23 protein-coding genes are annotated in these 26,756 nt (G+C 75.1%); 11 read left to right on the forward strand and 12 right to left on the reverse strand.

Annotation, left to right across the window (positions count from 1 at the left end):
• The first annotated feature begins 288 nt into the window (after positions 1 to 288).
• The gene (locus ACPFP2_RS23660) at positions 289 to 558 is read left to right on the forward strand and encodes a DUF6458 family protein (protein WP_013283345.1); all 270 of its coding nucleotides are present in this window, start codon (positions 289 to 291) and stop codon (positions 556 to 558) included.
• Between the two features lie 19 nt (positions 559 to 577).
• Here the strand turns inward: ACPFP2_RS23660 and ACPFP2_RS23665 are convergent, their stop codons facing one another.
• On the reverse strand, positions 578 to 1,114 hold the full coding sequence (locus ACPFP2_RS23665; RefSeq protein ID WP_424091505.1) for a SixA phosphatase family protein: 537 nt from the start codon (positions 1,112 to 1,114) through the stop codon (positions 578 to 580).
• A gap of 114 nt (positions 1,115 to 1,228) precedes the next feature.
• Between ACPFP2_RS23665 and ACPFP2_RS23670 the strand changes: the two genes are divergently transcribed.
• Positions 1,229 to 1,519 carry a DUF6458 family protein gene (locus ACPFP2_RS23670; protein WP_424091507.1) on the forward strand — a complete coding sequence of 97 codons (291 nt, stop codon included), beginning with the start codon at positions 1,229 to 1,231 and terminating at the stop codon, positions 1,517 to 1,519.
• 71 nt (positions 1,520 to 1,590) lie between these two features.
• Here ACPFP2_RS23670 and trhA read toward each other — a convergent pair whose 3' ends face one another.
• On the reverse strand, positions 1,591 to 2,268 hold the full coding sequence (gene trhA, locus ACPFP2_RS23675; RefSeq protein ID WP_088976798.1) for a PAQR family membrane homeostasis protein TrhA: 678 nt from the start codon (positions 2,266 to 2,268) through the stop codon (positions 1,591 to 1,593).
• Between the two features lie 108 nt (positions 2,269 to 2,376).
• On the opposite strand from trhA, the gene ACPFP2_RS23680 reads away from it, so the two are divergent.
• Genes ACPFP2_RS23680 through ACPFP2_RS23690 form a run of 3 tightly spaced genes read left to right on the forward strand, consistent with a single transcriptional unit; the run spans position 2,377 to position 4,566 of the window.
• A complete protein-coding gene (locus ACPFP2_RS23680) occupies positions 2,377 to 2,988 on the forward strand; it encodes a 5-oxoprolinase subunit B family protein (RefSeq protein WP_424091510.1) in 612 nt (203 codons plus the stop codon).
• Positions 2,985 to 3,833, forward strand: coding sequence for a biotin-dependent carboxyltransferase family protein (locus ACPFP2_RS23685; protein ID WP_424091512.1), 849 nt, complete (start codon positions 2,985 to 2,987; stop codon positions 3,831 to 3,833). The genes ACPFP2_RS23680 and ACPFP2_RS23685 overlap by 4 nt, the downstream gene beginning before the upstream one ends.
• Positions 3,817 to 4,566, forward strand: coding sequence for a LamB/YcsF family protein (locus ACPFP2_RS23690; RefSeq protein ID WP_424091514.1), 750 nt, complete (start codon positions 3,817 to 3,819; stop codon positions 4,564 to 4,566). The genes ACPFP2_RS23685 and ACPFP2_RS23690 overlap by 17 nt, the downstream gene beginning before the upstream one ends.
• 93 nt (positions 4,567 to 4,659) lie before the next feature.
• On the opposite strand, the gene ACPFP2_RS23695 is transcribed toward ACPFP2_RS23690, so the two are convergent.
• The 6 genes from ACPFP2_RS23695 to pdhA form a co-directional block, all read right to left on the reverse strand.
• Positions 4,660 to 6,492: an NHL domain-containing thioredoxin family protein gene (locus ACPFP2_RS23695; protein ID WP_424091516.1), complete on the reverse strand. Its 1,833-nt coding sequence runs from the start codon at positions 6,490 to 6,492 to the stop codon at positions 4,660 to 4,662.
• Positions 6,493 to 6,612: 120 nt separating this feature from the next.
• Positions 6,613 to 9,564 carry an LppU/SCO3897 family protein gene (locus ACPFP2_RS23700; protein ID WP_424091518.1) on the reverse strand — a complete coding sequence of 984 codons (2,952 nt, stop codon included), beginning with the start codon at positions 9,562 to 9,564 and terminating at the stop codon, positions 6,613 to 6,615.
• A 347-nt stretch (positions 9,565 to 9,911) separates the two neighbouring features.
• Positions 9,912 to 10,049, reverse strand: a complete 138-nt coding sequence (locus ACPFP2_RS23705; protein WP_172892449.1) for a hypothetical protein — start codon at positions 10,047 to 10,049, stop codon at positions 9,912 to 9,914.
• A gap of 223 nt (positions 10,050 to 10,272) precedes the next feature.
• Complete coding sequence (locus ACPFP2_RS23710) at positions 10,273 to 11,736, reverse strand: dihydrolipoamide acetyltransferase family protein (protein WP_424091564.1); 1,464 nt, start codon at positions 11,734 to 11,736, stop codon at positions 10,273 to 10,275.
• Positions 11,737 to 11,741: 5 nt separating this feature from the next.
• On the reverse strand, positions 11,742 to 12,731 hold the full coding sequence (locus tag ACPFP2_RS23715; protein ID WP_424091519.1) for an alpha-ketoacid dehydrogenase subunit beta: 990 nt from the start codon (positions 12,729 to 12,731) through the stop codon (positions 11,742 to 11,744).
• Positions 12,731 to 13,909, reverse strand: coding sequence for a pyruvate dehydrogenase (acetyl-transferring) E1 component subunit alpha (pdhA, locus tag ACPFP2_RS23720; RefSeq protein WP_424091521.1), 1,179 nt, complete (start codon positions 13,907 to 13,909; stop codon positions 12,731 to 12,733). The genes ACPFP2_RS23715 and pdhA overlap by 1 nt, the downstream gene beginning before the upstream one ends.
• A gap of 493 nt (positions 13,910 to 14,402) precedes the next feature.
• Here pdhA and ACPFP2_RS23725 point away from each other — a divergent pair, with 493 nt between their 5' ends.
• The gene (locus ACPFP2_RS23725) at positions 14,403 to 15,353 is read left to right on the forward strand and encodes a hypothetical protein (protein WP_424091523.1); all 951 of its coding nucleotides are present in this window, start codon (positions 14,403 to 14,405) and stop codon (positions 15,351 to 15,353) included.
• A gap of 99 nt (positions 15,354 to 15,452) precedes the next feature.
• Positions 15,453 to 16,049: a phosphoesterase PA-phosphatase gene (locus ACPFP2_RS23730; RefSeq protein ID WP_424091524.1), complete on the forward strand. Its 597-nt coding sequence runs from the start codon at positions 15,453 to 15,455 to the stop codon at positions 16,047 to 16,049.
• A 73-nt stretch (positions 16,050 to 16,122) separates the two neighbouring features.
• Here the strand turns inward: ACPFP2_RS23730 and ACPFP2_RS23735 are convergent, their stop codons facing one another.
• Positions 16,123 to 16,809 carry an NUDIX hydrolase gene (locus ACPFP2_RS23735; protein WP_424091526.1) on the reverse strand — a complete coding sequence of 229 codons (687 nt, stop codon included), beginning with the start codon at positions 16,807 to 16,809 and terminating at the stop codon, positions 16,123 to 16,125.
• Positions 16,810 to 16,885: 76 nt separating this feature from the next.
• On the opposite strand from ACPFP2_RS23735, the gene ACPFP2_RS23740 reads away from it, so the two are divergent.
• Both ACPFP2_RS23740 and ACPFP2_RS23745 read left to right on the forward strand, forming a co-directional pair.
• Entirely contained in the window at positions 16,886 to 17,995 is a 1,110-nt protein-coding gene (locus ACPFP2_RS23740; protein WP_424091527.1) for an SPFH domain-containing protein, read from the forward strand.
• Positions 17,992 to 18,903, forward strand: a complete 912-nt coding sequence (locus ACPFP2_RS23745; protein ID WP_424091529.1) for a hypothetical protein — start codon at positions 17,992 to 17,994, stop codon at positions 18,901 to 18,903. Before ACPFP2_RS23740 ends, ACPFP2_RS23745 begins: the two co-directional genes overlap by 4 nt.
• Before the next feature lie 128 nt (positions 18,904 to 19,031).
• Here the strand turns inward: ACPFP2_RS23745 and ACPFP2_RS23750 are convergent, their stop codons facing one another.
• The 3 genes from ACPFP2_RS23750 to ACPFP2_RS23760 are packed head-to-tail and all read right to left on the reverse strand — an operon-like array spanning position 19,032 to position 23,814.
• Entirely contained in the window at positions 19,032 to 20,258 is a 1,227-nt protein-coding gene (locus tag ACPFP2_RS23750) for a hypothetical protein (RefSeq protein WP_424091531.1), read from the reverse strand.
• A gap of 41 nt (positions 20,259 to 20,299) precedes the next feature.
• Positions 20,300 to 21,961, reverse strand: coding sequence for a GTPase (locus ACPFP2_RS23755; RefSeq protein WP_424091566.1), 1,662 nt, complete (start codon positions 21,959 to 21,961; stop codon positions 20,300 to 20,302).
• A 17-nt stretch (positions 21,962 to 21,978) separates the two neighbouring features.
• Positions 21,979 to 23,814 carry an ABC transporter gene (locus tag ACPFP2_RS23760; RefSeq protein WP_424091533.1) on the reverse strand — a complete coding sequence of 612 codons (1,836 nt, stop codon included), beginning with the start codon at positions 23,812 to 23,814 and terminating at the stop codon, positions 21,979 to 21,981.
• A gap of 208 nt (positions 23,815 to 24,022) precedes the next feature.
• Here ACPFP2_RS23760 and dnaK point away from each other — a divergent pair, with 208 nt between their 5' ends.
• Positions 24,023 to 25,882, forward strand: coding sequence for a molecular chaperone DnaK (gene dnaK, locus ACPFP2_RS23765; RefSeq protein WP_424091535.1), 1,860 nt, complete (start codon positions 24,023 to 24,025; stop codon positions 25,880 to 25,882).
• 45 nt (positions 25,883 to 25,927) lie between these two features.
• Complete coding sequence (grpE, locus tag ACPFP2_RS23770; RefSeq protein WP_424091537.1) at positions 25,928 to 26,680, forward strand: nucleotide exchange factor GrpE; 753 nt, start codon at positions 25,928 to 25,930, stop codon at positions 26,678 to 26,680.
• Positions 26,681 to 26,756: the final 76 nt, after the last annotated feature.

A 26,756-nucleotide genomic window follows, 5' to 3' on the forward strand; every position in this document is an offset into this window, starting at 1 on the left:
GGACTTCGGGGGGGGGGTTTTTGGGTCTTGTTTGGACTGGGGGGGGGGCGGCCGGCGAGCGTCAGCTCGCCGGCCGCCACGTTCTTGGCCCCCTCAGCCCCCGTTTGCGGCGTGTCGCGCCTTCCATGCGCCGGTACACCGCAACACGCCGCGAACCGTGCGCTCGGCAGCCTGCGGCGGGTCAGGTTGGGCCGGGTGGAGCGGGGTAGGCGGGCCGTCAGGCGGGTAACCGTCGCGGACCACGTCAGGGCACGCCCAGAGGCCACCGCACGGGGGAGTGCAGCGCACATGGGCATTGGCAGCGCCATCTTTCTCATCGCGCTCGGCGCGATCATGACCTTCGCCATCCGGGCCAACGTCTGGTGGATCGACCTGCGCGCGGTCGGCTGGGTGTTCATCCTGGCCGGGCTGGGCGTCCTGCTCACCACGCTCTGGTTCTGGCAGGACCGGCGCAAGCGGGCCCGCACGCTCATCGTGGAGGAGAACCGGCTCTCCCACCCGACCGCGATGATGCCCCCGCCGCCCGATCCGCCTCCGCCCACCGCCCCGCCCTCCTGACCGGAACCGGCCCACCGGCTCAGCCCCGGGCGGTGTGGCGGTGAGTCATGGGGGCGGCGCCGGGGGTCAGGTCGGGCCAGGGGCTCGCGGGGCGGTGCACCACCAGGTCGGTGGTGCGTAGGCCGTCCGGGTCGGCCCGTTCCGGGTCGAGCAGCGCCGAGAGCAGCGAGATGCCGGGATTGTGGGCGACCAGCAGCACCGTGCCGGCCGCCGGGTCGACCGTCCTGATCAGGTCGAGCAGGTCGCTCGGGTGCGCCTCGTACGCCGTCGCCTCGTACCGTACGACCGGAGACGTCCCTGCCGGCCCACCCTCCGGCGGGGACCCGGTCATGCCCAGCGCCACGTCGTGCCAGGTCTGTCGGGTGCGCCGGGCCGCCGAACAGAGCACCACGTCCGGCAGGAGGCCGTGCCGGGCCAGCCAGGCCCCGGCGGCGGCCGCGTCGGCGTGTCCGCGTGCGGTCAGCCGGCGGTCGACGTCCGGGCCGGTGCCCGGCTGTTCGGCCTTCGCGTGCCGGAGGAGCACGAGTGTCCGCTCGCCGGCCCCGATGTCCGTCATGGCCCCAGCTTGCCTGATTGGCGCGGACAGTGCCGGGGTAAGTCGATGGATGCCGCTCGCTCGTCGATGGCGCGGCGGGTAGGAAACGCCAGGGACAGCCAAGGAGGCGACGTCATGGGCATCGGGGCCGGAATCTTCCTCATCGCGGTGGGCGCGATCTTCGCGTTCGCCGTCGACGCCAACCTCGGTTGGCTCAACGTCAACGTGGTCGGCTGGGTGCTGATGCTGGTCGGGCTCGTCTCGCTGCTGCTCACCCTCCACTTCTGGAACACCCGCCGCCGTACCGTCGTGGCGACCCCCGTCCGCACGGACCGGGTGGTCGCCGACCGGGTCGTGCCGGCCCAGGACGACCGGGTGGTGCGCGAGGAGTACCGCGAGGTCCGGCGACCGGGCTACCCGGCCTGACCGCAACCGACTCCGGGGGCTCCGCAACGGCGCTGGCCCCCGGCGTGTGTCCGGCTCCGGCCGGCGGGCCGTCAGGCGAAGAGCGCGAAGTAGATCGCGATGTGGTGGCAGATCGCGGCGACCAGGGTGCAGGCGTGGAAGAACTCGTGGTGGCCGAAGACGGTGGGCCACGGGTTCGGCCGGCGCAGCGCGTAGAAGATCGCGCCGACGCTGTAGATCGCCCCGCCGACCGCGAGCAGGACCAGGGCGGTGACCCCGCCCTCGCGCAGGATCTGCGGCAGCATGGCCACCGACACCCAGCCGAGCGCCAGGTAGAGCGGGGCGGAGACCCAGCGCGGCGCGTGCGGCCAGACCAGCTTCAACGCCACGCCGGCCAGCGCGCCGCCCCAGACCAGGGCGAGCATCAGGGTGGCCATCCCCCGATCGAGCAGCAGGACGCAGAACGGGGTGTAGGTGCCGGCGATGAACACGAAGATCATCGAGTGGTCCATCCGGCGCATGATCTGGTAGCCCCGCTCGGTCCACACCCGGCGGTGGTAGAGGGCGCTGGTGCCGAAGAGGCCGCAGACGGTCAGGCTGTAGATCAGGCAGCTCACCAGGGGGGCCCAGCCGGGGCGGGTGGCCGCGATCGAGCAGAGCACGACGCCGCAGACGAGCGCGACGAAGAACGCGTACGTGTGCAGCCAGCCGCGCATCCGGGGCTTACCGATGTCGACCGGCTTGAGACGGATCCGTGCGGAGGTGGTCACGACCCTAAGGTTACGACACCGTAGGTTACTTGCAGGTAGTGCCGCCGGTCACCCTCCGGAACGGGTCCACCGGCCCTGGCCGTCACATCGATCGGAGAGTATGGCGACATGCGGATCCGACCCGTCGGCCGGCACGCCCTGCTGCTGGACTGCGACGACCCCGGCCAGGTGGAGGCGTGGCGGGCCGAACTGTGGCGCCGCCGGGACGACGGCGAGCTGACCGCCACCGAGATCGTCCCCGCCGCCGCGACCGTGCTGCTCGACGGGGTGCCCGACCCCACCGCCACCGCCGCCCGGATCGCCGGCTGGACACCGCGACCGGCCACCACCACGGCCGCCGTCCGCCACGTCGAGGTCCCCGTGGTGTACGACGGCGAAGACCTGCCCACCGTCGCCCGGCACTGGGGGGTGGACGTGCCGGAGGTCGTCCGGCGGCTGACGGACACCGCGTTCCGGGTGGCGTTCTGCGGCTTCGCCCCCGGGTTCGCGTACCTGACCGGGCTGCCGGAGCGCTGGGCGGTGCCCCGGCTGCCCAGCCCCCGCCCCCGGGTGCCCGCCGGGTCGGTGGCGCTCGCCGGGCCGTACGCCGGGATCTACCCCACCGCCTCACCCGGGGGCTGGCTGCTCGTCGGCCGTACCCGGCTGACCCTCTTCGACGTTCACGCCGACCCGCCCGCCACCCTCACCCCCGGCACCCGCGTCCGGCTGGCCCCGACATGATCGAGGTGCTCCGGGCCGGACCGGCCACCACCGTCCAGGACCTCGGCCGCCCCGGGTACGCGCACCTCGGCGTACCCCGGTCGGGAGCGCTCGACCCGGCGGCCCTGGCGCTGGCCAACCGCCTGGTCGGCAACCCGCCCACCGCCGCCGGCCTGGAGATCACCCTCACCGGCTGCACGCTGCGGCCGACCCGGGCCGTCACCGTCGCCCTCACCGGGGCCGACGCGCAGGTGCGGGTGGGCCGACGACCCGGCGACGTCGGCCGCCCGCTGTCGGTGCCCACCGGCGCCGTGCTGCGGATCGGCCCGCCCCGTACCGGACTGCGCACCTGGCTCGCCGTCGGCGGCGGGATCGCGGTGCAGCAGGTCCTCGGCAGCCGCGCCACCGACACCCTCTCCGGCCTCGGCCCACCCCCGGTACGCGACGGCGACCGGCTGCCGCTCGGCCCCTCGCCGGGCCCGCCGGCCCCGGTGGACTGGACCGTCGTCCCCGCGGCGCCGGCGCAACTGAGGCTGACCCTGCGCCCCGGACCACGCGACGACTGGTTCACCGCCGACGCCCTCGACCGGCTCCTGCGCACCGCGTACACGGTCAGCCCGGTGGGCGACCGGGTCGGCGCGCGACTTCTCGGCGCGCCGCTGCCCCGCGCGGTGGCCGGGGAACTGCCCAGCGAGGGGGTCGTGCTCGGCGCGGTGCAGGTGCCGGCCGACGGCCAACCGCTGATCTTCCTCGCCGACCACCCCACCACCGGCGGGTACCCGGTCATCGGGGTGGTGGACGACGTGACCGGGCTCGCCCAGGCCCGTCCAGGGACTACGGTGACGTTCCATGGACCTCAACGCTGACCTCGGCGAGGGATTCGGAATCTGGCGGCTCGGCGACGACGAGGCGCTGCTGGACCTGGTCACCTCCGCCAACGTCGCCTGCGGCTTCCACGGCGGCGACCCGTCGACCATGCGCCGGGTCTGCGCCGCCGCCGCCGAACGGGGCGTGGCCGTCGGCGCCCAGGTCGGGTACCGCGACCTCGCCGGCTTCGGCCGCCGCCGCATCGAGTACGCCTTCACCGACCTGCGCGACGAGGTCACCTACCAGCTCGGCGCGCTCGACGCCTTCTGCCGGTTGTTCCGCACCCGGGTCCGCTACCTGAAGCCGCACGGAGCGCTCTACCACGCCGCAGCCGTCGACGAGTCCCAGGCCGCCGCCCTGGTCGCCGCCGTCGACGGGTACGACCACGAGCTGCCGATCCTCTGCGCGCCCGGCTCGACGCTCGCCCAACTCGCCGCCGGCGCCGGTCTACGGGTGGTCGCCGAGGGCTTCGCCGACCGGGGCTACCTGCCCAACGGCTCGCTGGTGCCCCGCACCGCGCTCGGCGCGCTGATCACCGACCCGGACGAGGTCGCCACCCGAGCCGTCCGGATGGCCACCGAGCACACCGTGGTCGCGGTCGACGGCACCGTGATCCCCTGCCACGTCGCCTCGATCTGCCTGCACGGCGACACCCCCGGCGCGGTCGCCTCGGCGGCACTCGTCCGCGCCGCGCTGCTCGACGCGGGTGTCACCCCGCAGCCGTTCACCTGACCGGCTGACCGGCTGACCGGCTGCCGCACGCCGGCCGGCCGGTCACCCGGGGGCGTCGCCCCGTGCGCGGTGACCGGCCGGGGCCGCCGGCGGTCAGGCGTCCAGGCCGCGCAGCACCAGCGGCACCCGGGTCGCGCCGCCGTCGGTCACCCGTACCGGCACTCCCCAGTCCTGCCGGGTCAGGTGGCAGGCGGCGTGCTCGACGTCGGCGTCGCAGGTGGCCGCCTGGGCGGTCACCTGGAGCACACCCTGCGCCACCTCGCCGTTGACCACCAGCCGGCGGGACAGGTACGTCGTCGTCCCGGCCCCCTCCAGCAGCAGCTCCGGCGGCGACGCCGAGACCACCAGTCGGGTGGACGGGCCGAACGTGTCGTCCAGCTTCTGCCCCGGCGCGGGCGTGAAGACCACGTCGAGGGTGACCTCACCGGCCGCCACGTCGGTCGGCTTGCGCTCCAACTTGTGCCGCGGCCCGTCCACGGTGACCGCACCGGCGGCCGAGAGCACCCCCGGGGCCAGCCGGGTCAGCCGGTGCGCGGCGGACTCGACCACCAGCACGTCGCCGTCGGCGGTGAGCACCAGGTCGCTCGGCTCGGCGAGACCGTCGGCCACGGTGGAGACCTGGCCGGTCCCCGGGTCGAAGCGCCGCACCGCGCCGTTGTACGTGTCGGCGATCAGCACCGAGCCGTCCGGCAGCGCGCACACCCCGAGCGGGTGCTGCAACAGCGCCCGCTCGGCCGGGCCGTCCACGTGGCCGAAGTCGAAGAGCCCCTGCCCGACGGCAGTGCCCAGGACGCCGTTCTCCACGTACCGGACGGCGCTGGTCTCGCTGTCGGCGACCCAGAGCCGGGTGCCGTCGGCCGAGACCGAGAGCCCGGACGGCTGGGCCATCCACGCCTCGGCCAGCGGGCCGTCGCGCAGCGCCTCGACGGTGGTGCCGGCGTACATGCCGGCGGTCCGCTTGATCGGGTCGAACCACCAGAGCTGGTGGATCCCGGCCATCGCGATCACGACCCTGCCGTCGTACCAGGCCAGGTCCCAGGGGGAGGAGAGGTCGACGGAGAGCGCGTCGTGGGCGTGGTCGTCGGCCGTGGAGCGCCACTGCCGGCCGGTGCCGGCCACGGTCACCACCTCGCCGGTCGCCAGCTTCACGCCACGCAGCAGGTGGTTGACGGTGTCCGCGACCACCAGGTCGTACCCGGCCACCTCGGCGGCGTGTGCGGGAAGCAGGCAGAGCCCCTGCGGCTCGGAGAAGCCGGCCGACCCGGCCGGCCCGTCCGCGCGGCCCCGGACGCCGGAGCCGATCCGGCGGACCGGCGTCTCGCCGTCGGGGGCCAACTCCACCAGGGAGTGCCGGGCCGAGTCGGAGACCAGCAGGTTGCCGCCGTCGAGCACCACGGCCTTGCCGGGGAAGCGCAGCGCCGTCTCCGGCTCCGCCGGGGGGACGTACGGCCCGTCGCCCCGGCGCAGGGTGCCCTTCGCCTCGTGGGTGGCGATCAGGTCGTCGATCAGCCGGGTCAGCCCTTCGGCGTGCCCCTCGCCGGCCATGGTGGCCACCACGTAGCCCTCCGGGTCGATGACCGCGAGCGTCGGCCAGGCCTTGGCCGCGTACTGCTGCCACATGTCCAGCTCGGGGTCGTCCAGCACCGGGTGGTGCACCCCGTACCGCTCGACGGCGGCGACCAGCGCGTCCGGGTCCTTCTCGTGCTCGAACTTGGGCGAGTGCACGCCGATCACGACGAGCACGTCGGCGTACTTCTCCTCCAGCGGGCGCAACTCGTCGAGCACGTGCAGGCAGTTGATGCAGCAGAAGGTCCAGAAATCCAGCAGGACGATCCTGCCGCGCAGGTCGGCCGGCCCCAGTTCCCGGCCACCGGTGTTCAACCAGCCCCGGCCACGCAGCTGCGGGGCCCGTACTCGTGCGCTCATGACCCCAGTCTGCCGGACGTCACACCGCCGACCAGGGCCGACCCGGAGCGGGGTCGATCACACCGGTACGGACGACGGCGGGGCCACGGACCACCGTGACCCCGCCGTCGGCACGCTGTCCTACTGGGCGGCCTTCTTGAGGCAGAGCACCCGGTCCGCCCCGCTGCCCGGCAGCACCACGTGCGGCTGGCTCGGGTCGCCGCACTTGTCCTTGGCGTCCACCTTCTTCACCACGGTGAAGGCCTCCGGCTCGCCGCAGCCCGCCGCGACCGCGCCGCCGCCGGACTGCTTCACGCAGGAGCCGACCGCCGGGTTGAACGGCGCGGGCGCGTCGTCCCCGCCGATCTTGCCGAGCAGGCTGAGCAGGCCGAGCGGGACGGCGAGGATCAGCACCGCCGCGATCAGCACCATGGCCAGCACCCGGCCGTTGCGGACCTTCGGCGTCGGCTGCTCCGCCTTCGGTTCCGCCTCCGGCTTGAACGAGTCGAAGCGTCCCTGCTCCGGCTCCGGGTCCTGCGGCCAGGCCGCGGGACCGGGCTGCCCGGCCGACGGGAAGGGCTGCTGCCCCGCGGGCGGGAACGGCTGCCCCGCCGGGGGGAACGGCGACGGCAGGCCGCCGTGGGTCGGATCGTGGGCCGGGTGCCCGTACCCGGGTACGCCACCGGAGGGCGGCCCGTCGACGGGCGGGGCACCGAACGGCTCCGCCGGACGCTCGGCCGACCCGTGCGGGCGGGTGCCGTTCATCGGCCGGTTGTGGCTGGTCGGGTCCGCGAACGCGGGGATGCCGCCCGGGTACGCCTGGGGCGCGGCCGGCGAGGTGGGCGGGGCCGACGACGGGGCGTCGCCGCCGAAGCCGTGCGGGCCGCCGGGCCGCTCGGGCTCGTCGAAACGCGTGCGGTCCTGGTCGTCGAAGCGGGGCGGGTCGTCGAAGCGCGGGTGCGGGTCGTGCCCGGGCTGGTGGGCGCCGTGCTCCTCGACCGGCTCGTCGGACTGCTCCGGGCGGGCCGGCCGGCCGTACACCCGGGGCTGCGGCGCGGCGGTGCCACCCGGGCGCACCGCCTGGTCGGTCGGGGGCATCACCCGGCTGGCCAGCGGCACCGAGGCGCTCGCCGACGCGCGCCCGACGGCACCGCCCTCCGCGCCCTCGGCCGCCGGTACGGAGGCCCGTCCGGCCCCGTCCGCCTCCGGCGAGGTACGCGGACCGGGCACCACCGGCCCGGCCGGCGACTGCGGCTCGTCCGCCGGGCCCCAGCCGGAGGGCGCGCCCTCCCGGCCGTTCGGCTCGAAGGCCGGCTGCTCGGCGGCGCCACCGAACGGGGTCGGCGGGGCGTAGTCGGCGGGCGGCACGGCGGCCAGGCTCGCGCCGGGGACCCGCTGCTCCTGCGGGGGCAGCGGCACCATGTTGGCCGGGGAGATGCCCGGTGCCGGGGCCGGCTGGTAGATCGGGGCGTCGTCGGCGCGCTGAGGCTCCCAGGCGTCCCCGCCCGGCTGCTGCGCGGACTCCGCCTCGTTACGGCCCCAGGCCTCGCCCGGCGCCCACGGCTCGGCGTCCGGCACGACCGGCCGGTCGGCGACCCAGGCGGGCGGGCCGTCCGGCTTGGGGACCGAGGCGGTCGCCCGGGCGGGCTGCTCCGGGGGCGTCCAGCCACCCGGCTCGGGGCGGTCCTCCTGCTGCGGTGCGGCGGCGGCCCGCCACGGGCCGCCTCGCGCCGGCTCGTCCTGGGTGGACCGGTCGTCGGGCCGCTGGTCGTCCTGGCCGGGGGCGGCGCCGCTCCAGGCGTCGGCGGGCTGCGAGGTCTCGCGGGCGTCCCACCGGGCCGTCGCCGGCTCGTCCGCGCCGGTGGCCCAGGGCTGCGGTGCCCGTTCGTCCTGCTGGGGTGCGGCGTTCCAGCCGTTGCCGGCCTGTTCCTGCGGGGCCGGTGCGGGCCATCCGCCGGAGCGGGCCGGGTCGCCCTCGGTGGACCAGCCGTTGGCGTCCGGCGCGTCGGCCTGCGGCACCTGGGCGGCGCCCCGGGCGCCCGGCTCGGGCTGCGCCCAGGCGGGGCCGGTCGGCTCGGGCTGCGGGGGCGCGGGCACCGAGGCGCGGCCGGTGCTGCGCGGTGCGTCGTCCGAGGTCGACGGTGCGTTCCAGCCACCCGACCGGGCCGGGTCGTCCTGCTGCTGCGGGGCCTGCCAACCGGTGCCGGGCTGCTCCTGCGGCGCGGGGTCCTGGTTCCAGGCGGGCTCGGTCCGGGGTGCGCTGGACCAGCCGCCGGCCTGGCCGGCCTGCTCCTGACCGATCACGCCGTTGTTCCAGCCGTTGGCGTCGGCGGAGCCGTCCTGCTCCTGCCCACCCGTGCGCGAGCCGCCGGAGCGGGCGGGATCGTCCTGGGTGGAGGGCGCGTTCCAGCCGCCGGAGCGGGCCGGGTCGTCCTGGTGCGACGGTGCGTCCCAGCCACCGGCGTGGTTGGCGTCATTCTGCTGCTGCCGCCCGGCGGGCCAGCCGTTGGCGTCCTGCTCCTGCGGGGCGGGGGTGGGGTTCCAGCCGCCGGCGCCGTGCGGATCGGCCTGTGCCGGCCAGGCGTCGTGCGGTTGTCCGGCCGGCTGCGGTACCCGGGCGGCGCCTCGCGCGCCGCTTTCGGGCTGGGCCCACGCGGGGGCCGCCTGCTCGGCCGGCGCCCAGGCGGGCTGGGCGGGTTCGCTCTGGCCGGGCGCGGTGGCCCAGGCGGCGGGAGGCTGGTCGGCCGGGCCGGCCCAGGCGGGCTGGGGTGTGCCGGTCGGCTGCTGGTCGGGCTGGCTGGCCCAGGCGGGCTGCGGCGCGGCGGCGGCCGGCGTCCAGCCACCCGGCTGCGCGGGCTCGCCCTGCGGCGGCTGGGGTGCGCCCCAGGCCGGGGGCTGGTCGGCCGGGGTGGCCCAGGCCGGCGGCTGCTCGGGGCGCCCGGTCGGGGGTGGCGGGGCCCAGCCCAGGTCGGGAGTGGCGGGGCTGCCGTATCCCTGCTGCGTCTGTCGGTCGCCGTACGGCGCCGGTCCACCGGCGCCCGGCGGCACCTCGTCCGGCTCCTGGCCGGGGCGGTGCTGGCCCTCGGACGTCATGGGTGCGCCTCCTCCATCACATGTCGGCCGCCGATGCCGTCCGGTTCCGGTCGGCTGGCTCGCCGGTGTCGCCGGCGGTCGGCCGTGCGGGCTCCCCGCACGGTATCCGGTAGCCGCGCGGAGCGTCCGGGGAGCACTGGTCGTCACCCACCGTCGCCGGACGATGGCGACCGGCTCTCGTCCGGTTCGATCTCGTCGCGGGTCGTGGGGTGGCGACCGTGCCCCACCGTACCGGGCGTCCGGTCGAGGTGGAATCCCGGTCTCGGGGGCCCGGAACGCCGACGACCCGCCCGGTGCCCCGGGCGGGTCGTCGATCTGGAGGAGGTGAGCAGAGTCCGTGCCGGGCGTCAGCTCATGTGGCGCTGGGCGATCGCCAGGATCTCGTCGCGAACCGCGGGCGAGTTGGCGGAACGAAGCGCGTGCTCGATCGCGCGGGCGCGGCGGTTGGCGTCGCGGCGGGTGCGGATGCGCTCGATCATGCTCATGGTGACTCTCTCCTCCGGCTGTTCGGTTGTCAGCCCCTGATGACTCCATTGAAGCGCAACTCGTCGGCAAATTCCAACGATTGTTAGGTGAGCTGAACCACGGACCTAAGGATCGTAGGTCAACGGCGGAGTTAACCGAGGGTTTCTTCTGCGGATACGATCACGGCCGGTGTGCCGGGCGATCACCCTGCGCACACCGGCCGTGGCCGGAACGGTGGAACCGTCAGGTCCAGGCGAGCAGCGCCGCCTCCGGGTCGGACAGGAAGTCCCCGATGTCGCGCAGGAACTTCGAGCCCAGCTCACCGTCGATGATCCGGTGGTCGAAGGAGAGGCCGAGCGTGGTCACGTGACGCGGCTTCACCTTGCCCTTGTGGACCCACGGCATCTCCCGGACCGCGCCGAAGGCGAGGATCGCCGACTCGCCCGGAGGCAGGATCGGTGTACCGGTGTCCACCCCGAACACACCGACGTTGGTGATGGTCAGCGTGCCGCCCGACATGTCGGCCGGCGAGGTCTTCCCCGTCTTGGCCGTCTGCACCAGGTCGGTCATCGCGTCCGCCAGCTCGCGCAGCGAGAGCCGGCCGGCGTCCTTGATGTTCGGCACGATCAGCCCACGCTCGGTGGCCGCCGCGATGCCGAGGTTGACGTAGTCCTTGACCACGATCTCGTCGCCGGCCCAGGTCGAGTTGACCATCGGGTGGCGCTTGACCGCCAGCAGCACCGCCTTGGCGACCAGCAGCAGCGGCGAGACCCGCACGTCGCGCCACTCCCGCCGGCCGCGCAGTCGGTCCAGCGCCTTCATCGCCCGGGTCACGTCGACGGTCAGGAACTCCGTCACGTGCGGGGCGGTGAACGCCGAGCGGGACATGTTCTCGGCGGTGAGCCTGCGTACCCCCTTGACCGGGATGCGCTGCTCGCGGTCCGCGCCGAAGCTCGCGACGGCCGTGGCCGGCGCGGTGACCGTCAGCGGCTCGGCCGCCGCCGGGGCCGCCGCCGCCCGCTGTACGTCCTCCCGGGTGATCGAGCCGAGCGGGCCCGAACCGGTCAGCGTGCCCAGGTCGACGCCGAGGTCCTTGGCGAGCTTGCGTACCGGCGGCTTGGCCAGCACCGACCCACCGACGCGGCCGTTGCCGTTCGACGGGGCGACCACCGGGGCCGTCGGAGCGACCGGAGCCACCGGAGCCTGGACCGCCGGCGCGGCCGGGGCCGACGCCTGGGCCGGCACCCCGCCCTTGCGCGGGCGGCGCTTGGCCGCCGTGGTGCGCGGGCCGTAGCCGACCAGCACGGCGGTCCGCCCACCCGGGGCGGGACCGCCGATCAGGCCGGGCTCGACCGCGCCCTCGGCCGGGGCCACGTCGACCGCGGCCAGCGAGGCCGCCGACGGGGTCGGCAGGTCGGCGGCCGGCGCGCCGGTCGTGGACTCCTCGATCGGGCCGGCGCCCGGGTCGGTGTCGATCGAGATGATCGGCGTGCCGACCTCGATCGTGCTCCCCTCCGGGTGGAAGATCGCCCGGACCTGGCCGGCCCACTTCGCCGGGATCTCGACGGCCGCCTTGGCCGTCTCCACCTCGACGATCGGCTGGTTCAGCTCGATGACGTCGCCCACCTTGACCAGCCAGGCGAGGATCTCGCCCTCGGTCAGGCCCTCGCCCAGGTCGGGGAGGTTGAACTCCTTGATCCGCGACATGCCGCTCACCAGCCGAAGGTGCGGTCGACGGCGTCGAGCACCCGGTCGAGGTCGGGCAGGTACTCCTCCTCCACCCGGGAGGCCGGGTAGGGGGTGTCGAAGCCGGTGACCCGCAGCACCGGGGACTCCAGGGAGTAGAAGCACTCCTCGGTGATCCGGGCGGCGATCTCCGAGCCCAGGCCCAGGTTGCCCGGGGCCTCGTGGACGACCACGCACCGGCCGGTGCGCCGCACCGACTCGTACGCGGCGGTCAGGTCCAGCGGGGAGAGCGTACGCAGGTCGATGACCTCCAGCTCCCGGCCGTCCTCGGCGGCGGCGGTCGCCGCGTCCAGGCAGGTGCGCACCATCGGCCCGTACGCCAGCACGGTGGCGTCGGTGCCGGCGCGGGCCACCCGGGCCGAGTGCAGCGGGTACGCCGCGTCGAGCGGGGCGTCCAGCTCGACCGGACCCTTCTCCCAGTAGCGCCGCTTCGGCTCCAGGAAGACGATCGGGTCGTCCGAGGCGATGGCCTGCTGGATCATCGAGTACGCGTCCTGCGGGTTGGCGCAGGACACCACCTTCAGGCCGGCGGTGTGGGAGAAGTACGCCTCCGGCGACTCCGAGTGGTGCTCGACCGCGCCGATGCCGCCGCCGAAGGGGATCCGGATGACCATCGGGATCTTGACCTTGCCCTGCGAGCGGTAGTGCATCTTCGCCACCTGCGACACGATCTGGTCGTACGCCGGGTAGACGAAGCCGTCGAACTGGATTTCGCAGACCGGGCGGTAGCCGCGGATGGCGAGGCCGACGGCGGTGCCGATGATGCCGGACTCGGCCAGCGGGGTGTCGATCACCCGCTGGTCGCCGAAGTCCTTCTGGAGCCCGTCGGTGATCCGGAAGACGCCGCCGAGCTTGCCGACGTCCTCGCCCATGATGACGACCTTCGGGTCGTTCTCCAGGGCCTTGCGCAGACCGGTGTTGAGGGCCTTGCCGAGGGTGAGCGTCTCCGTGGCCATCAGTGCGCGCTCCCCTCGAACGACTCCATGTACTTCGTGAACTGCGCCCGCTGCTCGTCGAGCTCGGGGGACCCGTGGGGGTAGACGTGGTCGAACATCGACACCGGCTCCGGGTTGGGCATCTCGAGCACCCGCTCGCGCAGGTGCACCGACTCGGTGCGGGCCTGCTCGTCGACCGAGGCGAAGAAGTCCGCGTCGGCGATCTGCTGCTTCTCCAGGAACGCCTTCATCCGGGCGATCGGGTCCTTGGCCTGCCAGGCCTCGACCTCGCTGGCGATCCGGTAGCGGGTCGGGTCGTCGGAGGTGGTGTGCGCCCCCATCCGGTAGGTGTACGCCTCGATCAGGCTGGGGCCCTGGCCGAGCCGGGCGTTGTCCAGCGCGTGCCGGGTCACCGCGTACGACGCGAGCACGTCGTTGCCGTCCACCCGGACGCCGGGGAAGCCGAAGCCGCCGGCGCGCTGGTACAGCGGCACGCGGGTCTGCCGCTCCAGCGGCTCGGAGATGGCGTACTGGTTGTTCTGGCAGAAGAAGACCAGTGGGGCGTTGAAGACGCTGGCCCAGACGAACGCCTCGTTGACGTCGCCCTGGCTGGTGGCGCCGTCGCCGAAGTAGGCGATCACCGCCTCGCCGTCCTCGGTGCCGGTCTTGCCGTCCATGGCGACGCCCATGGCGTACCCGGTCGCGTGCAGGGTCTGCGCCCCGATCACGATCGTGTACATGTTGAACTTGAACTCGTTCGGGTCCCAGCCGCCCTGGTCGACGCCGCGGAACAGGCCGAGCGGCATGATCGGGTCGATGCCCCGGCAGTAGAGGACCCCGTGCTCCCGGTAGGTCGGGAAGGCCATGTCCTGGGTGCGCAGCGCGCGTCCGGAACCGACCTGCGCGGCCTCCTGGCCGAGCAGGCTGGCCCAGAGGCCCAGCTCGCCCTGCCGCTGCAGCGCGGTGGCCTCGGCGTCGAGCTTGCGGACCAGGACGAGGTCGCGGTACAGCCCGCGGTACTCCTCGTCGGTGAAGTCGACGCGGTACTCGGTCCCGTCGGGACCGGTCGCGCTCTCGATCCGCTCACCGGTGGGGGTGAGCAGCTGTACGAGTTCCGGCCCGTCGGCCGCAGCGGCTCGCTTGGAGCGGGGTGCGGCCCGCCGGCCGCGGGTGGTGACCCCGGGGTCGCCCTTTGCCATCCGTCTCTCCCTGTCGTGTCTGCGTCGGCGCCGGGGGTGACCCGTCCGCGCAAATCGTGCGCCGGCCCGGCCGGTGCCGGGCTGGTTCCTGGCGGCCGCGCCTAGCCCCGGTGAGGGTTGCCGCGCGGCGGTGAGCCGGATTCGGGGAGGAACCCGGTTCGGGAGCGCCGGCGCCGGGCCGCACCTGCCGCGGGGTGCGCGGAGGTCGCGGCTGCGTTGCCGTCGTGCCTGAATGATTGCAGAGGAGGTGAGCGGGCCCACAGTACGGCCCTCCCTGCCGGCCCTGTTCCGTCCGCTTCGCGACGCATGGACGCGTTTGTCGCTTGGAAGATTCACGCCGACGGACATTTTGTGTGTCGACACGCTGTGGTGCCTGGTGAACTGAGGGTGACTGGTCCAAGCTGACTGGTGCTGGATGGGCGTTTCAGGCTCTTTGTCCGATTGGGCCTGGCTCTCCGGCGTTCCCCGCCCGTGGTCGACGAAGGAGTGCGTGGTGTCCGATCCAGCCGACGGTCCCCCCGCTCCCTTCCTCGGCCGCCACCGTGCCGGTGGCGGCTACCGTCGGATGATCGGTGCCCACCGGGCTCCCGCTTCCGCCGGCCCCGGCCGGGGCTACCTCTTCACCGTCGCCCTGCTCGCCGGCACCGCGTCGATGCCGATCCTCGCCGCGCTCAGCGCCGGATCCGCGACCGTGGGCAGCAGCGCGTTGCCGGACGGCAGCACCCCGTTCCTGCCCACCCCGTCCGACGGGCCGGTGGTCGTCCCGCTGCCCGCCACCGGCCAGCCCGCATCGCCGCCCGCCGGGCCGGACGCCCTCCCGGTCACCACGACCGTGCCCGGTCCGGACCTGGCCGGCCTGATCCCGCTCGGCCCGCCGATGCCCCGGCTGCCGGGCGCCTCCCCCGGTTCGGCCCCCGGTTCGGCCCGCCGTCCGCTGCCGCCGCCCGGCCCCCCGCCACCCCCGCTGCCGTCCTCAGGTCACCGCACCGCCGGCCCGGCGCCCGTGCCCCGCCCCGCACCCAGCGGCACGCCCACCCCGACCCCGACCCCGACGGCCGACCCGACCAGCACCCTCTCCGCGCCGCCTGCAGAACCGACGCCGACGGCCAGCGCCGAACCGACCGGCTCGCCCGGGCCCAGCCCGAGCCCCACGACGACCGCGACGGCCGAGCCGACCGCGACCGCGCTCCCGACCCGGACCCGCCCGCCGGCGCCCACCCCCACCGCCCGGCCGCGCGCCACACCCCGCCCCGCCCCGGCCGCCGACCGACCCCGGCAGCGGGTCGCCGCCGACCGGCCGTCCCGGGCGCCGTCGCCCACAGCCCGGCCGCCGGCCGCCCCGGCGGCCACTCCCGGCCCCGTGCCCCAGCGCCCGGCCGAACCCACGCCGACCAGCCACGACACCCCGATCCCGGACGGTACGGTGACGGGCGACGCGAGCTGACCGGCGCGTACGCCCGGGTTGCGGGCCGGTCGGTCGGAACGGATCGGGGACGGGACGCTGAGCGGGGTCGACGGGAGCGGTGACGGCGGCGGGTCGCCAGTGGTCGTCGTACCGCCCGGCCGGGCGACCCGGTTGGCCCGGCTGGTCACCGAGCTGACCGCCCCGGCCGTGCTGGTGAGCGTGCTGACCCTGGTCGTCGGCTGGCGGGCCGCCGGCGGCGCGCACGGGCTGGCCTGGGGACTCCTCGCCACCCTCTTCGCCAGCGGCATCCCGTTCGCGTACATCCTCGGCGGGGTACGGCGTGGCCGGCTCACCGACCACCACGTCGGGGTACGCGAGCAGCGGCGGGTACCCCTGCTCTTCGGTCTGGCCTCGGCGGCGGCCGGCCTGGCGCTGCTCGCGGCGCTCGGCGCGCCGCGACCGGTCCTGGCCCTGGTCGCGGCCGGAGTGGTCGGCCTGGTGGTGGCGGTGGCCGTCAGTCACTGGTGGAAGATGTCGATCCACACCGCGGTGGCGGCCGGCGCGGTGGTGGTGCTGGTGCTCACTCTCGGCCCCCGGCTGCTGGTCGTCGCGCCGCTGCCGGTCCTGGCCGGCTGGTCCCGGGTGCGCCTGCGCGACCACACGGTGCCGCAGGTGGTGGTGGGCGGGGTCGTCGGCGCCGCCGTGGCCGGCCTGGTCTTCGCCGCCCTGCGCTGACCGGCGGTCGTGGCGCGGGGCTCCCTTGTGGTGCGGGCCTCCGCCGGCTCGTCGGTCCGTCGAAAAGGGCGGGTCAGCGATCGGGGCGGAGCATCGGCGGGTGCAGGAGGGTGGCGGGGCCGCGGCGGAAGAGCTGGGCAGGTCGGCCCCGCTCGCCCTCGGTGGAGCGGCCGACCGGCTCGACGAAGCCGGGGGTGCCGGTGACCTTGCGGTGGAAGTTGCGGGGGTCGAGGCGGGTGTCCCACACCGTCTCGTAGACCGCGCGCAGCTGCGCCACGGTGAACTCGGCCGGGCAGAACGCGGTGGCCAGTGGCGTGTACTCCAGCTTCGCCCGGGCCCGTTCGAGACCGTCGGCGACGATCCGGTCGTGGTCGAAGGCGAGCCGGCCGGGGGTGAGTCGGGGGACCGGCACCCAGTCGGCCGAGGCGGCGTCGGAGCCGGCCACCGGGGTGGGCAGGTCGGGCAGCAGCGCCAGCCAGGCCACGGTGACCACCCGCCCGCGCGGGTCCCGGTCCGGCCGGCCGTACGTGCCGAGCTGCTCCAGGTGCCCGGCCGGCTCGGGTAGCCCGGTCTCCTCGGCCAGCTCGCGTACGGCGGCGTCGGGCAGGTCCTCGTCGATGCCGACGAAGCCGCCGGGCAACGCCCAGCACCCCTCGTACGGCGGCACGCCCCGGCGGACGAGCAGCAGGTGCAGCGCGTCGTCGCGGACGGTCAGCACCACCAGGTCGACGGTCACGGCGAAGGGCGGGTATTCGGCCACGTGTTTATCACCACCTTGACGATAACCTAGCAGAGTGTTTATCGTCGTGACGACGAAAAAACAGGGGAGGAACACCATGGCCGACGTGACGAAGCGACTCTTCCTGCGCCACCTGCGCGGCACCCCGACCACCTGGGTGCGGTTGACCGTCGGTGGACGGGTCCGCCGGGAGGGCGTCGGGCTCTCCTTCTGGTACCGCCCGCTGCACGCCGTCCTCAGCGAGGTGCCGGTCGACGACCGGGAGCTGCCGCTGCTGTTCCACGCCCGCACCGGCGACTTCGCCGACATCACCGTCCAGGCCACCGTCACGTACCGGGTCGCCGATCCGGCGCTGGCCGCCGGCCGGCTCGACTTCTCCGTCGACCCGCGCACCGGGCGGGCCCGGTCCCGCCCCCTCGACCAGGTCGCCACCCTCCTCGCCGAACTGGCCCAGCAGCCCGCCCTCGACCTGCTCGCCCGGGTGCCGCTGGCCGAGGCGCTCACCACCATCGCGCCGGTCCGCGAGGCCGTCTCCGCCGCGCTGCGCGACGAGCCCCGCCTCGCCGACGTCGGGGTGGCCGTGGTCAGCGCCCGGGTGGTGGCCGTGCGTCCCGAACCCGAGCTGGAACGGGCGCTCCAGACGCCCACCCGGGAGGCGGTGCAGGTGCAGGCCGACCGGGCCACCTACGCCCGGCGCGCACAGGCGGTCGAGCAGGAACGCTCCATCGCCGAGAACGAACTCCAGAACAAGATCGAGCTGGCCCGCCGCGAGCAGCAGCTCGTCGAGCAGCACGGCGCGAACACCCGCCGCCGGGCCGAGCTGGACGCCGCCGCCGAACTGGCCACCGCGCACGGCAAGGCCGACCGGGAGAAGGTCGCCAACGCGGCCGCCGCCGAGCGCGCCCGGGTCCTCGCCACCGCCGAGGCAGAGAAGGAGCGCCTGCTCGCCGCTGGCGCCGCCGACAAGGAGCGGGCGCTGGCCGCCGCCAAGGCCGACACCGTACGCGCCGTCGGCGCCGCCGAGGCCGAGGCGGAGGCGGCGAAGCTGGCCGCGTACGCCGAACTGCCGCCGGAGGTGCTGCGCGCGCTGACCGTCCGGGAACTGGCCGGCCGGCTCCCGCAGATCGGTCAGCTCACGGTGACCCCCGACATGCTCTCCGACCTGCTCGGCCGGCTCACCGGCCCGACCTCGGCGGCGGGCCGGTGAGCGCGACGCTGACCCCCCGGGTCGTCGTGGTGCGCCGCCGCAGCGAGCTGGAGGAGCTGCTGGCGCTGCACGGCACCCGGGCCGCCGCCGAGTGGTACCTGCGCGAGCGGGGGCGGGACCTCGCGGAGGTGCTCGACCGGCACGAGGCGCTCCAGGCGGCGCTCACCACGGTGGCCGCCGCCGTCCCGGCCGACTGGCGGCGCGGCGCGGTGGACCGGGACGACCTGCCCCGCTTCCTCTTCGGCCCGGAGGACGTCGTGGTCACCGTCGGCCCCGACGGGCTGGTCGCCAACGTGGCGAAGTACCTCGCCGGCCAGCCGGTGATCGGCGTCGACCCGGAGCCGGGCCGCAACGCGGGCGTCCTGGTCCGGTGCGCCGCCGCCCAGGTCGCGGCCCTGCTCCCGGCGGTCGCCGCCGGGGCGGCGCCGGTACGGCGACGGTGCATGGTCCGCGCCGCGCTCGACGACGGGCAGGAGCTGGTCGGCCTCAACGAGGTGTACGTGGGCCACACCTCGCACCAGTCCGCCCGCTACCTGATCAGCGTCGGCGAGGGCGGCCGGGCCCGGCGGGAACGGCACTCCTCCTCCGGGGTGGTGGTGGGCAGCGGTACGGGGGCGACCGGCTGGTGCGCGTCGATCGCACGCGACCGTCCGGGTGCGCCGCGCCCACCCGCCCCGGAGGAGGCGGCGCTGTGCTGGTTCGTCCGGGAGGCGTGGCCCTCCCCGGTCACCGGGGTGGAGCTGGTCTCCGGCCGGCTCGACGGCGCGGCCCGACTGGAGCTGACCGCCGAGTCCGACGGCCTGGTGGTCTTCGCCGACGGCCTGGAGTCCGACCGCCTCGCCCTGCGTTGGGGGCAGCGGGTGCACGTCGGCGTCGCCCCGGGCCGGCTCACCCTGGTCGAGCCGTGACACCCATCGGCCCCGGCCCGGGCTGAAGGCCGGCTCGACCTGGGGTGACCGTGGCCGGGTCGGGTCGGGCCGACCGCCGGCCGGCCCGACCCGGTGATCCTGTCCCGGGCCGGCCGACCGGTCGAGGGTCAGGGGGTGTCGTCGGTCAGGTGCTGGCGGTTGGCCTGGAACCAGGCGTCCAGGGCGGCCGGGTCGTCCGGGTCGACACCGTCGGCCATCAGCTGGGCCACCGCGGCCGTGGCCGCGCTGCGCCGCTCACCCGTCGAGTAGAGCCGGGCGAACTCCGGCACCAGCTCGTCGATCGCCTCATCGGTGCGGGTGGCCGCCGCCGCCGGCAGCCCTCGCCGCCGGGCCGCGTACGTCGCCCAGGCGCGCAGCACCCGCGGCAGCATCGCCGCGTCGTCCATGTCCAGTACGGCCCGCCGGTGCACCCAGTCCAGCAGGAACAGGCCGGCCACGGCCGGGCTCCAGCGCAGCGGGTCGGCGTCGGGGAAACTCGCCGCGTGGTCGAAGAGCAGGCCCAGGCAGAAGTGCAGCGAGGCCAGCTCCGCGTCACCGTCCAGCGCGTCCAGCCCGAACCGGGCCGCCTCCGGGGAGGCGAGGAAGGCCCGGATCAGCGCGGTGCGCTCGTCGCCGGTGATCGGCTCGGCGCCCCAGCCGGCGGTGTCGGCGGACGGACCGGGCAGCAGCGCCAGCCGCGCCCCGACCAGCGCCCGGTCGGTGGCGAGGGAGCCCTCGGCGGGCAGGTCCCCGAGGTCGTCGGTGACGGCCAGGTGGCGGCGCACCTCACCGTGCATCCGGGCCGGGTCCTCCTCGCGGAACCAGGTCAGGTCGTCGGTGGCGCACATCTGCCGGACCTGGTCGAGGATCCGCTCGGCGGGACCGCCGACGAAGACGTCCTTGGTGATGCCGATGTTGTGGTCGACCAGCGCCACCAGGGCGTGCGCGGGGCCGCCGGTCTCGTCGTCGTAGGCGAAGGTGGCCAGGTAGGAGGTCTGGTCGCCGTACACGTCGCCGTACGACCAGGTGCCGGTGAGGTGGACCCGGCCGAGCTGGCCGGACCAGGCCGGGGCGCGGGTGCCGGGGCGTACCTTCGCGGCGCCCTCGGCGTCCGGCACCAGCGCGGCGAAGACCGAACGGATGGTGGTCGCGGCGGCCGTGCGGCGGCGGGACGTGGCGGTCAGGAAGCCGGCGACGAACTCGCGGACGGCCGTCTCCCGGTCCGTCTCGGCGATCGCGTAGACGCTGCCCAGCAGGGCGGTGCCGAGCATCTCGGCATCGAGCGCGCAGTCGAGCCGGGTCACGTCCCGGGCGGCGTGCAGCACCGCGTCGTAGGGGGTCTGTGGCGTGGCCATGCACCGACCCTACGCCGAGCGGGCCCCACCGACCTCCGGCGTCACCGGCCGGCGTCGCGCAACGCCGCCCGGGCCTGCCCGTACCGGTCCAGGACGGCCCGGACCGGGGTGACGACGTACTCCCCGCCGACCTCGGCCACCGCGGCGGTCAGCCGCTTCTCGGCCCGCTGCCGGGCCCGCCGGGCCGCCCAGCGGACCACCGGGCGGGTCGCCGCGGCGACCAGCAGGCCGGCGAGCAGGCCGCCGAGGAGCAGCAGGGTCGGCAGCGGCACCTCGCCCACCATCGGGTTGTCGAGTGCGGGCAGCCCGAGCGCGCGCAGCGCGTAGCCGAGCACCAGCCAGCCGAGCCCGGCCACCGCCGCGAGCGTGACCAGCCATTGCAGGCCGCCGACGAGCCGCCACCACACCGGCCGGCGGTCCATCCCGAGGTCGGTGCCGGCCACCGCGCGGTCCAACGCGTCCGGCAGGTCGCCGAGGCGGGACCGGGCGGCCGTGGTGACCGCCTCCGGCCAGGGTGCGGGCAGGCCCTCGCCGCTGCGGTCGGCGACCTGCCGGATCGCCAGCCCGAGGGCGGACCGTTGGGCGGCCGTCGGGTCGGGCACCGAGGTCGCCGCGACCAGGCTCTCCGCCGGCTGGTCGGCGTCCGCCGCCGGGCCGGGCAGGTGCAGCCGGCGCAACGGGTCCGGGCGCAGCTTCCGCCAGCCGCGCACCAGCGGCCAGCCGGTCGCCCCGCCGGCCCGGTGCCGGTACGCCCCCTCGACCGCCTCCGCCACCGCCGGCACGCCGGCCGCGCCGGCCAGCGCCCGGTCCAGCGAGCGGACCGTCGTCTCGTCCGGCGCGTCCGTCGACACCTCGGCGGTGACCAGCTCGCCCAGGGTGGCGACGACGGTGTCGACGTCGCCGGAGAGCCGGCGCAGGACGGCCTGGCGTTCGGCGACCGTACCCTCCAGCGCCCGGCGCAGCCCGACGATGCCGGCCGGCTCCACCGCGTACGTCGCCAGCAGCGGCACGCCGTCCAGCCCGTCGGCGTCGAGCAGCCGGCGCAAATCGTCGAGGACCCGGGGCAGTTCGGCGGCGGGGAGCCGGTCGGACTGGTTGAGCACGACCAGGGTGACGTCGGAGTGCCGGTGGAACTCGCGCAGGTAGCTGGTGTGGATCACGCGGTCGGCGTACTTCTGCGGGTCGACCACCCAGACCACCAGGTCGACGAGGCCGAGCAGCCGGTCCACCTCCAGCCGGTGGGACCGCTGCACCGAGTCGAAGTCGGGCAGGTCGAGCAGGACCAGCCCGTGCAGTCCGGACTCGTCGTCGCCGTCCAGCGCGCTCTCCCGGACGAACCGGTGCCGGGGCAGCACGCCGACCCAGTCGAGGAGTCGGTTCGCGCCGTCCAGCGGCCCCCAGACGCAGGCGTGCGCCACGCCGGTGGTGGGCCGGCGCACCCCGACGGGGGAGAGGTCCAGCCGGGCCAGGGCGTTGAACAGGCTGGACTTGCCGCTGCCGGTGGCGCCGGCGAGCGCCACCACGGTGTGGTCTCGGGACAGCGACAGCCGGGTGCCGGCCCGCTCCACCAGTGTGTGCGCGGTGACCAGCCGGGAGTCGGGGACCTGGCCGTCCACCGCGTCGAGGAACCGGCGCACCGCGTCGAGGCGGGCGACCAGGGTGTCGGCGTCCACCCGCCGATCGCCCCGGAACGCCTCGCGCATCCGGCCGACGATGCCCGTCACCGGCGGTCCCCCGCGGGCAGGGCGGCGGCGTCGCCGTCGGCCAGGCCGCTGCGGTGCCGGGCCACCTCGACCCGGCCGGCGGCCCCGCGTAGCTGAACGCCTGCGTCCGCGCCGGGACGGGCCTCGTCGGTGCGCGCCAGGTAGCGGGCGGCCTCGGAGTCCAGCAGCGCGCGGACCCGGTCGAGCAGGTCAGCCCGGGCCTTGTTGGCCAGGGTACGCACGGCCTGGTCGCCGAAGATCGCCTGGAGCACGGTCTGCGCGGCGACGGTGGTGCCCGCCCCGGTGGCCACCTCCAGGCCGGTCGGGATGAAGGCGGTGGAGGCGAAGACCGCGATCATGACGGCGAGCCCGGTGGCGTTGACCGCGTACGCGGCCGTCCGGGCCACGAAACGCCGGTCGCTCCCCTCGGCCTTGACCAGTTCCAGCACTCCGCGCTGCCAGTCCCGGACCAGCCGTTCGGCGCGCTCGGTCAGGTCGGCCGAGGGGTGGGCCAGCTCCGGTGCGAGCAGCGCCGCCCCGGCCGGGTGGGCCTTCCAGGCGGTGTACGCGCTCTCGGCCGCCTCGGAGGCGACCCCGCGCAGCAGGGTGACCAACTGCGACTCGATGGCGTGGCGCAGCTCGACGGCGGGAGTGGCGGGACGCCCGGTCACCGCGGCGACCAGCCGGTCGCGCAGCCGCCCGATCCGCGCCTCCACGGTCCGGAAGAACTCGCCGGTGCCGACGTACTCCTGCCAGCGGGCCAGCACCTCGCCGCGGAGCAGCCGGCCGTCCTTCAGCCCCTCCTGGACGGTCCGCTGCGCCCCCCGGTACGCCGCGCGGACCCGCTCGTCGAGCGCGTCGGCGGCCGTGGCCTGCTCGTCGGCGGCCTCGGCGAGCGCCTCGACGGTGGGATGCAGCGAGGCGAGCGCGCCGTCGAGGGTCTGCCGGACCACGGCGGCCCGCGCCTCGGCGTCGGCGGCCAGCCGGGCGAACCAGGCGCTCAGCGGCGCGGTGACCTTCTCGGGCAGCAGCCCCTGACCGTCCACCCAGGTCTCGGGGAGGACGAAGAGCGGCGCGGTGTCGAGTTCCTGGGCGGCGAGCATCTCCGACAAATGGGCGGCGATCTCGTCGGCGGCCTCCGGCGGCACCCGGTCGAGCACCAGGGCGATCGCGGCGCCCCGGGACCGGGCGCTGCGCAGCAGCTCCCAGGGGACGGCGTCGGCGTACCGGGCGGCGGTGGTGACGAAGAGCCAGAGGTCGGCGGCGGCCAGCAGTTGGCCGGCGAGGGCCCGGTTGGCGTCGACCACCGAGTCGATGTCGGGGGCGTCGAGGAAGGCCAGCCCGGGCGGGAGCGCCGGCGCGGTGACCAGGTGCAGGGTGCGCGGGTCCTCGGCCGGCTCGGTGGTGCGGGTGAGGCCGGGCAGCAGCTCACCCTGGCGGAACCAGGCCGCGTCGGCGGGGTTGCAGACCAGCACCGGGGAGCGGGTGGTCGGGCGGAGCACGCCGGCGGCGCTGACCCGCGCCTTGACCAGGCTGTTGACCAGGGTGGACTTGCCGGCGCCGGTGGAGCCGCCGACGACCACCAGCAACGGCGCGTCGAGCCGGGCGAGCCGGGGCAGCAGGTAGTCGTCGAGCTGGTCGGCGAGCGCGGTGGCGGTGCGTCGGGCCGGCTCCGCCGAGGGCAGGGTGAGCGGGAACCGGGCGGCGCCGATCGCGGCCCGCAGCCCGGCCAGCGCGGTCGGAAGGCCGTCCCCGGTGGCGCCGGGCGCGTCCTCGGTGGCGTCCGGCGACCCGGTGCGGGCGGCGACGGTGGGCGCGCCGGACCGGGTGGCGGGATCGCCGTTCGTCGTCACCGCTAAAGCGTGCCCGACCGATGCAAGGGAAGACAACCGGACGGTAATAACGGTCGGGTTGCGTCGGGGCGACTCAACCTCGACTTGCGGTTTCCCGGCGGCGTGGCACTATTGAGTCAAGTTCACTCAACTTGTGGTGCGGTCGCTGCGGGCGGCCCGCCGGGCAGGCCCTCCGACCTGCTCATCGTTACGAAGCGAGGAAGCGAAGATGGCACGTGCGGTCGGTATCGACCTCGGCACGACGAACTCCTGCGTCAGCGTTCTCGAGGGCGGTGAGCCCACCGTCATCGCCAATGCTGAGGGCTCGCGGACGACCCCGTCGATCGTCGCGTTCGCCCGCAACGGCGAGGTGCTCGTCGGTGAGGTCGCCAAGCGCCAGGCGGTGACCAACCCGGACCGGACGATCCGCTCGGTCAAGCGGGAGATCGGCACCAACTGGACCGTCGACATCGACGGCAAGAAGTACACCCCGCAGGAGATCTCGGCGCGCACGCTGATGAAGCTCAAGCGGGACGCCGAGGCGTACCTGGGCGAGCAGATCACCGACGCGGTGATCACCGTCCCCGCGTACTTCAACGACGGCCAGCGCCAGGCCACCAAGGAGGCCGGTGAGATCGCCGGCTTCAACGTGCTGCGGATCGTCAACGAGCCGACCGCCGCCGCCCTGGCGTACGGGCTGGACAAGGGCTCCAAGGAGCAGACCGTCCTGGTCTTCGACCTCGGTGGCGGCACCTTCGACGTGTCGCTGCTGGAGCTGGCCGAGGGCGTCATCGAGGTCAAGTCGACCTCGGGTGACAACCACCTCGGTGGCGACGACTGGGACCAGCGCGTCATCGACCACCTGGTGAAGACCTTCCGTGGCGAGCACGGCATCGACCTGGCCCAGGACAAGATGGCCCTCCAGCGGCTCCGCGAGGCCGCCGAGAAGGCCAAGATCGAGCTGTCCGCCGCCACCACCACCAACATCAACCTGCCGTACATCACCGCCGGCGCGGCCGGCCCGCTGCACCTGGACGTGACGCTCAGCCGCGCCGAGTTCCAGCGGATGACGCAGGACCTGCTGGACCGCTGCAAGGGCCCGTTCGAGCAGGCCGTGAAGGACGCCGGGATCAAGGTCTCCGACGTCGACCACGTGATCCTGGTCGGCGGCTCGACCCGGATGCCGGCCGTGACCGACCTGGTCAAGCAGCTCACCGGCCGGGACCCCAACAAGGGCGTCAACCCGGACGAGGTCGTCGCCGTCGGCGCGGCCCTGCAGGCCGGTGTGCTCAAGGGTGAGGTCAAGGACGTCCTGCTGCTCGACGTGACCCCGCTGAGCCTGGGCATCGAGACCAAGGGCGGCATCTTCACCAAGCTGATCGAGCGCAACACCACCATCCCGACCAAGCGCTCCGAGGTCTTCACCACGGCCGACGACAACCAGCCGTCGGTGCTGATCCAGGTCTTCCAGGGCGAGCGGGAGATCGCCGCCTACAACAAGAAGCTCGGCACCTTCGAGCTGACCGGCCTCCCGCCGGCGCCGCGCGGGGTCCCGCAGATCGAGGTCACGTTCGACATCGACGCCAACGGCATCGTGAACGTGCACGCGAAGGACCTGGGCACCGGCAAGGAGCAGAAGATGACGATCACCGGCGGCTCCTCGCTGCCGAAGGACGACATCGAGCGGATGCGCCGGGACGCCGAGGAGCACGCCGACGACGACAAGCGTCGGCGTGAGGAGGCGGAGACCCGCAACCTGGCCGAGGCGCTGCAGTGGCAGACCGAGAAGTTCCTCGCCGAGAGCGGCGACAAGCTGCCCGGCGAGAACCGCGACCAGATCAACGAGGCCCTCGGCGAGCTGCGCGGCGCGCTCGGCGGCCAGGACATCGAGAAGATCAAGTCGGCCCACGAGCGGCTGGCCCAGGTCTCCCAGCAGGCCGGTGCGCTGCTCTACTCGCAGCAGGCCGAGCAGGGCGAGCAGCCCGGCGCGGCCGGCCCGGGTGCGGGTGCCGGCGCCGCCGGCGGCCCGCAGGCCGGCGGGGCGGACGACGTGGTGGACGCGGAGATCGTGGACGAGGACAAGAAGTGACGCTCCCCGGACACGGAACCACGGCTGAGGGATCGAGGTAGTCGCATGACGGAGAAGCCACGAGCCGCCGACCCGGCCTCCACCGGGTCGACGCCGGGTGGCTCCGCGCCCGCCGAGCAGGCCAACGGCGACGGGCCGCGGGTCGTCATCCGCAACAACCGCAAGATCGGCAAGACCGAGGAGACGCCCGCCGCGGCCGACGCCGGGGCGGACGCCCCGGCGGAGGGCCTGGTCGAGGAGGGCGAGGTCGTGGTCGACGAGATCGAGGTCGAGGCGACCTCGGTCTCCGGGCCGCCGGTGGTCGACGCGCCGGCGCAGCCGGCCGAGGAGGTCGCCGCGCCGACCGCGCCGGCCGCGCCGCTCGGCGCCGAGCTGGAGGCCCTCCGGGCCGAGCTCGACGAGCGGACCCGGGACCTGCAACGGGTGTCGGCGGAGTACGCCAACTACCGCAAGCGGGTGGACCGCGACCGCGCCCTGGTCCAGGAGCAGGCCACCGGCTCGGTGCTCGCCGCGCTGTTGCCGATCCTGGACGACCTGGACCGGGCCCGCGAGCACGGCGACCTGGTCGGGCCGTTCGGCACCGTGGCCGAGCAGCTCACCACGGCGCTGGGCAAGTTCGGGCTCACTCCCTTCGGGGAGCAGGGCGACCCGTTCGACCCGACCCGGCACGAGGCGGTCGCGCACCAGACCTCGGCCGACGTGGACGCGCCGACCTGCGTCCAGGTGATGCGCCGGGGCTACCTGCTCGGGGAGCGGCTGCTGCGGCCCGCGCTGGTCGCGGTCGCCGACCCGGAATAGTGCACGACCATCCGGTCGCCCCGCCTGCCCCGACCGGGCGGGCGGGGCGACCGGGCCACATCGCGAAGGGGGTGGA

The organism is Micromonospora citrea (genome assembly GCF_049629545.1).
GTDB lineage: Bacteria > Actinomycetota > Actinomycetes > Mycobacteriales > Micromonosporaceae > Micromonospora > Micromonospora citrea_A.